General features: G+C 59.1%; 10 protein-coding genes. 5 read left to right on the top strand and 5 right to left on the bottom strand.

Annotation, left to right across the window (positions count from 1 at the left end; all coding sequences use genetic code 11):
- The 4 genes from ABYO54_RS08455 to ABYO54_RS08440 all read left to right on the top strand — a co-directional run.
- On the top strand, positions 1-223 hold a 223-nt coding region (locus ABYO54_RS08455), incomplete at its 5' end, for a hypothetical protein (protein ID WP_372807813.1).
- 73 nt (positions 224-296) lie between these two features.
- A complete protein-coding gene (locus ABYO54_RS08450; protein WP_372807812.1) occupies positions 297-1085 on the top strand; it encodes an inositol monophosphatase in 789 nt (262 codons plus the stop codon).
- 1 nt (position 1086) lies between these two features.
- Positions 1087-1920, top strand: a complete 834-nt coding sequence (locus ABYO54_RS08445) for a class I SAM-dependent methyltransferase (RefSeq protein ID WP_372807811.1) — start codon at positions 1087-1089, stop codon at positions 1918-1920.
- 8 nt (positions 1921-1928) lie between these two features.
- On the top strand, positions 1929-2606 hold the full coding sequence (locus ABYO54_RS08440; RefSeq protein WP_372807810.1) for a hypothetical protein: 678 nt from the start codon (positions 1929-1931) through the stop codon (positions 2604-2606).
- Positions 2607-3021: 415 nt separating this feature from the next.
- On the opposite strand, the gene ABYO54_RS08435 is transcribed toward ABYO54_RS08440, so the two are convergent.
- The 5 genes from ABYO54_RS08435 to ABYO54_RS08415 all read right to left on the bottom strand — a co-directional run bounded on the left by ABYO54_RS08435 (position 3022) and on the right by ABYO54_RS08415 (position 9327).
- Positions 3022-3831, bottom strand: a complete 810-nt coding sequence (locus ABYO54_RS08435; protein WP_372807809.1) for a thioredoxin family protein — start codon at positions 3829-3831, stop codon at positions 3022-3024.
- Positions 3832-4511: 680 nt separating this feature from the next.
- The gene (locus tag ABYO54_RS08430; RefSeq protein WP_372807808.1) at positions 4512-5432 is read right to left on the bottom strand and encodes a DUF4412 domain-containing protein; all 921 of its coding nucleotides are present in this window, start codon (positions 5430-5432) and stop codon (positions 4512-4514) included.
- Positions 5433-5445: 13 nt separating this feature from the next.
- Positions 5446-7089, bottom strand: a complete 1644-nt coding sequence (locus ABYO54_RS08425; protein ID WP_372807807.1) for a right-handed parallel beta-helix repeat-containing protein — start codon at positions 7087-7089, stop codon at positions 5446-5448.
- Between the two features lie 66 nt (positions 7090-7155).
- The gene (locus ABYO54_RS08420) at positions 7156-8001 is read right to left on the bottom strand and encodes a thrombospondin type 3 repeat-containing protein (protein WP_372807806.1); all 846 of its coding nucleotides are present in this window, start codon (positions 7999-8001) and stop codon (positions 7156-7158) included.
- An 18-nt stretch (positions 8002-8019) separates the two neighbouring features.
- Positions 8020-9327, bottom strand: a complete 1308-nt coding sequence (locus ABYO54_RS08415; RefSeq protein WP_372807805.1) for a right-handed parallel beta-helix repeat-containing protein — start codon at positions 9325-9327, stop codon at positions 8020-8022.
- 245 nt (positions 9328-9572) lie between these two features.
- Here ABYO54_RS08415 and nth point away from each other — a divergent pair, with 245 nt between their 5' ends.
- Complete coding sequence (gene nth / locus ABYO54_RS08410) at positions 9573-10229, top strand: endonuclease III (protein ID WP_372807804.1); 657 nt, start codon at positions 9573-9575, stop codon at positions 10227-10229.
- Positions 10230-10425 lie beyond the last annotated feature (196 nt).

Below are 10425 nucleotides of genomic sequence, written 5' to 3'. Positions count from 1 at the left end.
GCTTGCGGCGCAGAAGATGTCCGCGAAAGCGAGGCCATCCACCATGGCCAGCCTGAAGGGACTTCGCCTGGCCTCGACACCAATCCTTCGCAGCAGCTCCGCCGGACGCATCGACTTCCCGCTCGACAACAAAGCCGACCTCAAAAAGGCCATCATTGCCAACATCATCCTCAGCGCGCCGCGGGCCTACGCCACCGACTTCGAAAACACGATCGTGAAATAGGTCGAGCACCGCGCCCGCGAGATTCCAACCATTGGCCTTTGACTGCATTCGGTTGCCTTGGCTAAATACAGGCATGGAAAACATTTCACTGACCCACTTGCTCGATGTGGCGATCTGCGCGGCGGACGCCGCCGGCAAGCATGCCCTCGACAACAAGGAGCGCCGACGGGACTCCACCGAAACCTTTCACCACGACGTCAAACTCGTGCTCGACGTCGAATGCCAGACGATTGCGGAACAGGTGATTGCCTCCGAGTTCCCCGACCACGGGATTTTGGGCGAAGAGGACGAACGCCCCAACGGCGCCACGGGCTATGAATGGATCATCGATCCGATCGACGGGACGATGAACTACACGCACGGGTTCCCCTATTGGTGTTGCTCCGTGGCCGTGCGCCACCACGGCAAGATACTTGCCGGATGCGTCTTCGCCCCGGAGTTCAACGACTACTACACCGCGCACTCCGATGATGTCGCGAAACTCAACGGGGCTCCGATCCGAGTCTCCTTGACGCGGCACCTGAAGGACTCGATGGTTTTTTCCGGACTCTCAAAACACATGGAAACCGCCAACGAACCGCACTTCGACATGTTCCGCATGCTGGCGCTCAACACCCAAAAGGTGCACATCAACGGATCGGCCGCGTTGGATCTATGCCACGTGGCCGCCGGGATCTCCGACGGCTACCTCGAATCCGGCATCTATCTATGGGACTATGCCGCCGCCGGACTCATTGCCCGGCAAGCCGGAGCAAGCCTGGCCATTTTCCAGAATAAAGCGATCCTCCACGGCGCAACCGTGCTGTGCGCCAACGAACATCTGATCGACGGCCTGCGGGCCATTCACCAAAAATGCAGCTGATATGGCCAAGAAGAAAAGCGACCTCCCCGACCTCCACTGGCTCTACGAAGCCTCCGTCCAAAACGTCGACACCGATCTCGACTTCGGCAAGCGCGTCTACCAGAAGCACTGGAAGCGCAAGCCGCTGACCGTGCGCGAGGATTTCTGCGGTACGGCCAAGCTGGCCGCACGCTGGGCGCAACGCAACAAGCTGCACGAAGCGTGGGGCATCGACTTCCACCAACCTACCCTCGACTGGGGCGAGAAATACAATGTGTCCGGGCTGACCGATAAACAGAAGAAACGGCTCCACCTGATTTGCGACGACGTGCTCGAAGTTGAAACCCCCGGAGTCGACATCGTCTATGCGCTGAATTTTTCCTTCTGCGTCTTTAAGCAACGCGAGGTGCTGCGCGGCTATTTCAACCGCGTCTACCAATGCCTGAACGGAGAAGGCCTTTTCGTGATGGATATCTACGGCGGCACCGAGTCCGTCACGGCCAAGTCCGACGACGTCCGGGAAATCCCCGGCCTCACCACGCCCGAAGGGCTGGAGATCCCCGACTTCGAATATATCTGGGAGCAGGCGGCCTACAACCCGATCAACCACGACACCACCTGCCACATCCACTTCACCGTGCCCGGCTACGGACGCATCGAAAAGGCCTTCACCTACGAATGGCGCCTCTGGACGCTGATGGAACTGCAGGAACTCCTGCGGGAGGCGGGCTTCTCCAAGGCCGAGGTCTACCTGCACGACTTCAACGACGACGGCGAGTCCGACGAAATCTACCGCCTGCGCAAAACCTACGAAAACGTCCAGGGCTGGGTCGCCTACGTGGTCGGCATCAAATAGGATTCGCGATGCCCGATCTTCTTCAACCGCTCTCCGACTTCGAGGTTCCGAACCTCAACTTCGATGCCGCCAGCCTGAACGACCCCATCGCGGAGCAGACCGAGTGGTCGCCGCTGGTTGGCGGAGGAAATCAAACCAAGACGCGCATCTACAAACAGATCGGGCCCGACCGTGTTGCTTTCCGCCCGGACCCCTCCGTGGTGGCTGCGGTCGTCGTATTCTTTTTGGCCGCTGTCGGCTGCATCGGATTCACCGCCTACAGTTTCATCCGGAGCGGCAGGTTCAGCCTTTCCCCCCTGCCCATTGTCGGGACGTTTATGGCCGTGGGTTGCGGATACATGATTCACCGCTTTTTCCCGCCGATCATGTTCGACCGGCGAGCAGGCGCATTTTGGAACGACTGGAAGTCGCCGGAAAAAGTGATGCGCAAGGACGAGCTCAAGGCCTACGCGGACTTCGACGACATCCATGCGCTGCAAATCATCCGCGAGTATTGCGAGGAAAGGAGCTCCTCCTCATCCGGGAGTTCCCGGACGAAACGCTTCTACAGTTACGAACTAAACCTGGTCCTTGCCGATGGCGCGCGCATCAACGTCACGGACCACGGCAACCAATCCCAAATCCGGGAAGACGCCAAGCGGCTCGCGGCGTTCCTCGAAAAACCGCTCTGGGATGCGACGCGCTGACCACGGTTCCAGCAATCGAACCGACTCCGCATCCTTCCATAAACCTAGAAAAGTAAATGAAGCACAGATAGCCATTGCGAGCGAATAGCGACCAATTACCGATAAACACAGATTCATGAACAGGATAGGCAGAACAGGTTCTTACTCCGGCGGGTGAGCGGGACAAGCTCCATATCTCCTTGAGGATCGGTGTCCCTCTGGGTTCATCGGTGGTTCCATTCCCGGGTTGGGATAAAGAAACGGATCACATGTGTCTGGACCCTTGCGGCCACGCTCGCCGTGGGGCGGGCCTTGATTCGAGGTCGCCAAAGAAGCGCGGAACGACGCGCGAAAGAAACTCGCACCGCGCCAATAAGAAACCGGGCGCTCCACGGGGAGGCCCGGTTTTTTCACGCAGAACCGCATTGACCGGTGGTTAGAACTCCGCGAGTTGCTGCTCGTACAGTCTCATTACGGCCGCGAGCTCGTTTTGTTTTTTCACGGCCTCCGCGCCAGATTCAGTCTTGTTTTTCTGCCACGCGAAATAGTTCGCCCTCGCCTCATCGAGCTTGGCTTTTATTTTTTCGTATTCCTCTCGCTCTTCCCCTTTGAGCTGGTCGGCGCGAAATGCCGCCATCTCCTTTTTATAACGAGCGATGGCGTCCTTCGCGGTGCCGGCCTTTTTTTGGGCGACCTCCACGGCGGCATCGGCTTGCTTGGCCGCCTCCTCTTTCGCGGCGAGCTCGGCAATCATGGCGCGGTAGGCATTCCCCGCTTCCGCGCCAAGCGATGCACAATACGCCTCAAGCACCCCGGAGCGGAAACGGAACAGGCCGCGGAGCTCCTTCTGAAAACTCGCCGGGCTCTTCTCTCTGCCCGCCGTCAAACGACCGAGCTCGGTCGCGCCATCGTCATCGAGCACGACGAAAGTGGGAAATCCGCGAACGCCGAATTCCGATTTCAGCGCGTTGTTGCGCTCGACATATTTCTCCGGAACCAGATTTTTGTCCCGGGGAAAGTCGACCAGCACCATCATGAGGTTATCCTTTGCGTATGCCTGCCATTCCGGCTTGGTGAACACATTTTCCTCCATGATCTTGCACCATCCGCACCAGTCTGTACCGGAAAAATCCAGTAAGAGGGGAATCTTCTTCTCTGCGGCCACCTTCTTCGCAGCCTCGAAATCCATCGTCCATTTGCCGGGCACTGCACCATCAATGTCGGACTCCACCTTCTCCGCCGGCACGTTCAACACCCCCGACAACACCACCGCCGTTCCAACCAACCATTTTCCAATGTTCATATCCCATCCCCTATCCGGATTATCATTATTCATTCAGATCGCGAAAGTACATAGCATAGCGCGAAATATCGCCTATTGGCCACGGTTTTATAAACTTTCCGCCGCAAAGGCAACGATGTGGCAGGAAATCGCGTTTCAGGCGATTGGGATCGCTCGCACAAAGAGGCCGTTCTAGAGACGGTTTCATCGAGAACGTTGTCGTGGCAGCCGTCTTTTACTTCAAGATTGGGCACCGGCCCGCCCGGGGCTTGCAGGCTCGGCGGCAAGCATGGAAAAACCGGCTGATTGGGATCAGATATCTCCTGTTCTTTTTGGCGCGCAGTTGCTGCGTGAGATAAAACGCTCCGCATGAAAACGGAAAAAGCGCGCGCGGAATATGTTGCCGCAAAGCTGGGCGGTGCCCCGGCCCCCTCTTTTGTTTCGGCCTGCTTGCCGCGAGGGGCGCAGAAGCCGGGATGCCGCCAGAAAGACGATGGTGCGGGCACGGAACAGCCCGTCGATCGGCCGGGTACCGGATTCGGGCAAAGGCGGGCTCCGGATCGCCGCAGTCGAGGAACTTGTTCACTAAGATTTTTATGCCGACTTGAACACCATCACCACGCGCCCCTCGATGAATGGCCCCTTTAAAACTGCGGAAGATGCATTTCGTGAAAATCCGCCGGAGGACGGAAGCGGGCATCATCCTCCTGTTTTCCCGGCAGGATGGAGGTCACCCTGAATTCAAACGGCACGGGTTCGCCTTCTTCGTTTTTCATGGTGGCGAGCAACGGGAAGAGCTTCCTCTCCTGCAGCAGTTCCCCCCAGCACTCTTCCAGACTCCTCCGCCCATGACGATTGCGGGGCGGCAGATTTTGCTGCCAGGGATGGAACGGCACCAGCCGATCCGTCGCCCAGACCTCCATGACGTGCCGTCGATCGCGAATTTCGTAGCGCGTGCAGACGCGACCGAGCAGGTTGGTGGTTTCTCCCGTGGCGCTGACCTCCACCTCCCCGCGGCGCAGGGAGCGCTGCGCGCCCTCCACCGGCATGGTCGGCATGTCCGGCAGGCCGGGCATATCGGGCAGGCCTGCCGGACCCGGTTGCGCGGCCGCCTGCGGGCCGATGCCCGCCGGCATCCCGGCAGGCAACTCCGGCATTTTCATTTCCATGGAAACGGCCGGCTCCGGTAGGCCGGAGAGCCCGGACGGGCCGATGCCGGCCGGCAGCCCACCGGGTGGCAGGGGCATCTCCGGGAAACCGGCAGAGGTCTGGTTTTTATTCTCTGGACGACAGCGCATGAAGCTGCCGTTGTGCGGGAACACGAACGTGACCTCCCCCGTATCCAGCGCAACGAGGTTTTCGGCTTCGGGCCGGTCCGTCCCGTTCCGGGCAATGCAAAGCATGTTGCTGCCGACGGTCCAGCTGAACTGCTGCGCCGGACCGCCGCGCACCTCAACCGCCTCGATGCGGCCTTCAAAGGCCTGCGCGGCCAGACCGGCTGCGCCGGCCATCGTTAAAATCAGCCCCTGTTTCATGAGCGGCCTGCCTTTTTTCCGCATCTTCATGGCGTCCAACCCCCTACGGCATGTTGTATTTGTACGAATAGCCGACGGCGGTGCCGCTGGCGCTGTAGCCGCGGCACGAGTTGAGGATATAGCCGTAAATGCCGGTGCCAGTGCCGTAATGGGATCCATAGCAGCCGATGGCGATGCTGCCGGCGTAGAGCCCATAGGAGCCGCTTTCGCAGAAGCCATAGGCATTCTGGGCAATGGTGGCATGGAGCCCAGAGTTGCCGCTGGTGCTGAAGCCGTAACTGTTGTTAACGGTCGTTCCTAAAATTCCATAGCTGGTGCTGCCTGTTCCATAGCACCCGTTGACGACCGTGGCAGTAATACCCCTTGTACCGGCACCATAGCAGTTTCCGGCAGTGGAGGCGGAAAGCCCATAGCTGCCGGAGCTGATCCCGACGCAGTTCATGGCGCTTTTCCCGGCATGAATACCATTGCCGCCGGTGCTTTCGCCGCGGCAGTTTTCGGCACTTTCGGCATCGATCGCATGGCCCGCAGCGCAATAGGCGTAGCTGTCGGCGACCGGACCTTCCGCAGCGATGCCCCGGCTGCCGGAATGGGACCTGGTGCTCAATCCGCGACTGTTGCCCACGGAATGGGCATCGATCCCGTAGCCCGCGCCGCCGCCATCGCCCCCGCTGTAGCCATAGGAGTTCTGGACGGATTCGGCATCGATCCCATAGCCTGCGCCGGTGCTGGTGCAGTGGCCGTATCCATAGCAGTTGTTGACGGTGGTGGCGTAAATTCCGCGGGCATTGCCGGCCGTGCTGGTTCCATATCCATAGCAATTATTGACGGTAGAGGCGGAAATCCCGCGGGCATCGCCGGCCGTGCTGGTTCCATAGCCATAGCTATTGACGACGGTGGTGGCGGAAATCCCGGAAGCGGAAGAAGAAGTCGAGGAGGCGTAACCGTACGAGTCATGGGCGGTGGTGGCGCTAATTCCGTAGGTTCCGTTTTCCGCACGTCCATAGCTGCCGCGCACCCTCTCGGCGGAAATCCCGAATCCACTGAGAACGGACGAACCCCGGCAATCGGTCACCTGGTTGGCAGAGATGGCGTGAGAGCCGCACTCCAGCGCGATCGAGGATTCAACCCGGTCTGCGACAATCCCGTAACTACTGTGGGTGCGCACGGTGCAGGACGCCACGGCCGTGGAGCCGTCGTTCCAGAGATAGATCCCGCTGTAGTAGCACCGCTCGACCACCACCTCCGACACCGTGATGTTCGAGCCGGAAAAGCTGACGATGCCATAGTTGAACCCCGCCCCGCTGAAGCTGGAACCATTCCAGGTGGTTCCTCCCTTGATGAACCCGTTGGCGATGGCAATGTTGCGGCGGGTGCCGTTCACAAAAATGCCGTAACCGCTGGCGCTGACCGCGGTGGATCGGATGGTAAACCCGTTGAGATCCAGCGTCACCTCGTCGGCACTGATCGTGATGCCGTTTCCGCCGGCGACCGAGATCTCGGCCGTCAGATAATACGACCCGGGCTGCGTGATGGTGGTGGCCGCCGAGATCGGCGTACGGGCCTCGATCTGACTGAGCGTTTTCATCGTCGGCGCGGGTGCGCCGGGCGGGGTGAGGGAGCCCTGGGCGAGGGCGTGGGTTGCGAATGCCGCGAAGGCGGCGAGGGCGATGATCTGCTTTTTCATCTTTTGTTCCTCCTGCAAAGGTATGTTCTCCGCGGCGATTGATTCCGAACCACCGCCACGCTCTTCCTACGGGCTCAGCGGCGGGCGGGCTTCGACGCGGTAGAAGCGGTTGGTGTCGGCCACGCCGGAAACCGTCTCCGTTACGCCGGGGCCCGAGGTCGGAATGAACGGCGAGCTCGTTGTGGCCCAGCTCATGCCGTTGCTGAGTGCGGCGGCATGCTGGAGCGTGTAGAGCCGCGTGGTTTTGACCGGCCACGTGACCCAGTTGGTCGTTTTCAAGGTCTGGAAGTCGGTGATGCGCAGGTAGTCGCCCGGGTCGAGCGGATCGGTGTCGGCCAGATATTCCGCTTCGTCTGGCATTCCATCTCCGTCGGCATCACCGCCATTGAGCACCCAGATGGTGTTGGTGTGCCCCAGCTCCCACGCGTCGGGAATGTTGTCGCCGTCAACGCTGGGGCCCGGATCAATCGTCAGGGTCGCAAGCGTCGCAAGGTTGATCCAGCCGACGTTCGCTCCCCACGCATAGCCGCTGAGGTCGCCGGTTGCCAGATTCACCATCGGCTTGCCGCGGGTCTGCTCAAAGTTGATCCAGCCAATGTTGGCACCGTAGGCGTAACCGGACAGACGGCCGGCCCCGTCGTGGTTGATCCCGTAGTCTCTGGACGATACGTTGCCATAAGCCTTGCCATTGGGCGGCTCGCCGTTGCCCAGGTGGATCCAGCCGACGTTTGCGCCCCACAGGTAGCCGGAGCAAAACGCCTGCCCGATCACCGCGCCGTTGGCGACATCGCCTGCGGCGTTCACCCAACCGATGTTCGCGCCGTAGCCGTATTTGTTCGCCGGATCGATCGTCGTGGCCGCCACGCATGTGGCGGCGGCAGTTAGCCCGGTTATGAACATGTGCATTTTCATGACCATTCTCCTTCCGGATTAGAAACTGAAGTTGGCCCAAGGGTTGGTGCTGCCGATCTCCCCGGGCGCAGTAATTTCGGGCCCGTAGGTGTCGGCGGCATCGAGGGAAAAGTTGTCGTCGTGCCCGACGCAGGTATTGCGTACGATCAGGTTCTCCAATCGGCTGCCGTTGACTTGGACGAAATTTACCCCTGTGTAGTAATCTCGCAGCAGACCATTCTTGATACAGATGCCTGAAAGCGGCGCGTTGGTTGCGCCCCAAGCCTTTATCCCGTCGCCGCTAAGCGAGAAGCCCGCCAGGTTCACAGTGACGCCGCTCATGGTGATCGTGATACCGTCTCCACTGCTCGTAAGCGATCCGGTCAGCTTGACCGAACAGGGCCAGTCGAGACTTTCCGGGATCTCAGAAATCAACAGGTTCAACTGATTGTCTTCGCTGAAATCATAATTGGACGTGTTTCCCTTAACGATATTCCCGGAGATCAGATTACTGCTTCCCAGCACCGCCAGTCCGGCGGCGCTTCCGCTGTTATCCACGATGGTATTATCCAAAATCCGGTTATCATTGCAACCGGCTCCCATGCTGATGCCGCCGTACAAATTACGAGAGATCCGACACCCGGCGATTTCGTTTCCGCTGCAGCTTCCTCCCGTCCCGTTGAACAGGACTCCACGATCCGAATTCCCGACGATCAATGAGTCGACAACCCGGTTCTCGTTGCAGCTGCCGGCGCTCTGCCCTTCAAAATAGATTCCGTCGCCGTTGTTGTTTCCGATGGCGCAGTCCTTTACCAGATTAAAGCTGCACTCTCCGACGTTGCCGATAAAATGGATCCCCCGCTCGCCATTACCGATGACCGTGCAGGCTTCCACCGTATTGGCGTTGCAGGCACCTCCGACCCCGTTGAAATAGAACCCCGTCGTGTCGCTTTCCGATACCACCAGTTTTTCAAAACGGCACCCGATCGTTCCGCTCGCCAGCACCCCGATGCTGAACCCCCGAACACTGCCGTTGCGCACCACGACGTTCTGAACGCCATTCACTGCAATACCGTTACCGGAGCTGTTTCCAATGATTGAAAACCCGTTCAGATCCAGCGTCACATCACTTGCTGAAACCGTGATGCCGCCATTGGTGACATTTCCAGTGAGATAGTAGGAACCCGATTGGGAAAGAGTCATGGCTCCGCTCACCGGCGTGCGCGCCTCCACCTGCTCCAGCGTTTTCATCGTCGGCGCGGGCGCACCGGGCGGCGTCAGGCTCCCCTGTGCAAAGGATGAAACCGAAAAACCGGCGACTGCGACAATGACAACGCACATTTTCATGATAGCCTCCCTTCTTGCAGATGGTGGATTTTATGCGCATCTAGCGAAAAAGTCAAAATATCTGCCGACATCGTCAGCGCCTCGTTTTCGCAAATCTGATAGGCCATTGTTTTTTTAGACGATTGGGGCACCGGCTAACCGGGGCTTGCAGGCTCGGCGGCAAACATGCAAAAACCGGCGCGTGTTGATCAGATATCTCCTGTTCTTTGTGGCGCGCGGTTGCTGCGTGCGATAAAACGCTCGGCATGAAAACGAAAAGAGAGCGCGCCGAATATGTTGCCGCCAAGCTGGACGAGCTGTATCCGGAGATTCCGATTCCGCTCGACCATACCGATGCGTTCACGTTGCTGGTGGCGGTCCTGCTTTCGGCGCAGTGCACCGACAAGCGCGTCAACCTGGTGACTCCCGCCCTCTTTGCCAAGGCGTCGACGCCGCAGGAAATGATGAAGCTTTCCGTCGAGGAAATCCTGGAATGCATCCAAACCTGCGGACTGGCCAACGGCAAGGCCAAGAACATCCAGCGGCTTTCCGAAATGCTCGTCGAAAAATATGACGGCGAAGTACCGCGTACCTTCGAACAACTCGAAGAGTTGCCGGGCGTAGGCCACAAGACGGCCAGCGTGGTGATGATTCACGCATTCAAGATTCCGGCCTTTCCCGTCGATACCCACATCCACCGCCTCGCGCAACGCTGGGGCCTGACCCAGGGCAAAAACGTGGTGCAGACGGAAGCGGATCTCAAAAAACTCTACCCCGCCGAAGACTGGGAAAAGCTGCACCTGCAATTCATCACCTATGGCCGCGAATTCTGCACCGCCCGCGGCTGCGACGGCACCGTCTGCGAGATTTGCCGCACCACCCACCCCAACCGCAAAAAGCCCTTCGTCGCCAACAAGGCGTAGAAAAGTTGCCCCCCATCGGGCTAGCCTGATCTATTCATAAAAATGGATGGGAATGGGGTTAACATACCGGGCTTAAGGTAGATAAGGTTTTTTGTTTCAAAAATTTAGTCCCATCCATTTTTACCGGAGGCGCGGCGATTTCACTTCGTCAACTTCGTTGCGAAAGGCTTGCGGTAGGCTGCTACAGCGGCACCTT

It is taken from the genome of Pontiella sp., from assembly GCF_041622395.1.
Taxonomy (GTDB): domain Bacteria; phylum Verrucomicrobiota; class Kiritimatiellia; order Kiritimatiellales; family Pontiellaceae; genus Pontiella.
Note: the sequence above shows the minus strand (reverse complement) of the source record. Positions and strands in the feature narration are given on the sequence as shown.

What these genes read in the sequence shown, in the direction of transcription:
- ABYO54_RS08450 (WP_372807812.1), top strand. Translation starts at nt 297, where the DNA reads ATGGAAAACATTTCACTGACCCACTTGCTCGATGTGGCGATCTGCGCG.
- ABYO54_RS08445 (WP_372807811.1), top strand. Translation starts at nt 1,087, where the DNA reads ATGGCCAAGAAGAAAAGCGACCTCCCCGACCTCCACTGGCTCTACGAA.
- ABYO54_RS08440 (WP_372807810.1), top strand. Translation starts at nt 1,929, where the DNA reads ATGCCCGATCTTCTTCAACCGCTCTCCGACTTCGAGGTTCCGAACCTC.
- ABYO54_RS08430 (WP_372807808.1), bottom strand. Translation starts at nt 5,432, where the DNA reads ATGAAGATGCGGAAAAAAGGCAGGCCGCTCATGAAACAGGGGCTGATT.
- ABYO54_RS08425 (WP_372807807.1), bottom strand. Translation starts at nt 7,089, where the DNA reads ATGAAAAAGCAGATCATCGCCCTCGCCGCCTTCGCGGCATTCGCAACC.
- ABYO54_RS08420 (WP_372807806.1), bottom strand. Translation starts at nt 8,001, where the DNA reads ATGAAAATGCACATGTTCATAACCGGGCTAACTGCCGCCGCCACATGC.
- ABYO54_RS08415 (WP_372807805.1), bottom strand. Translation starts at nt 9,327, where the DNA reads ATGAAAATGTGCGTTGTCATTGTCGCAGTCGCCGGTTTTTCGGTTTCA.
- nth (WP_372807804.1), top strand. Translation starts at nt 9,573, where the DNA reads ATGAAAACGAAAAGAGAGCGCGCCGAATATGTTGCCGCCAAGCTGGAC.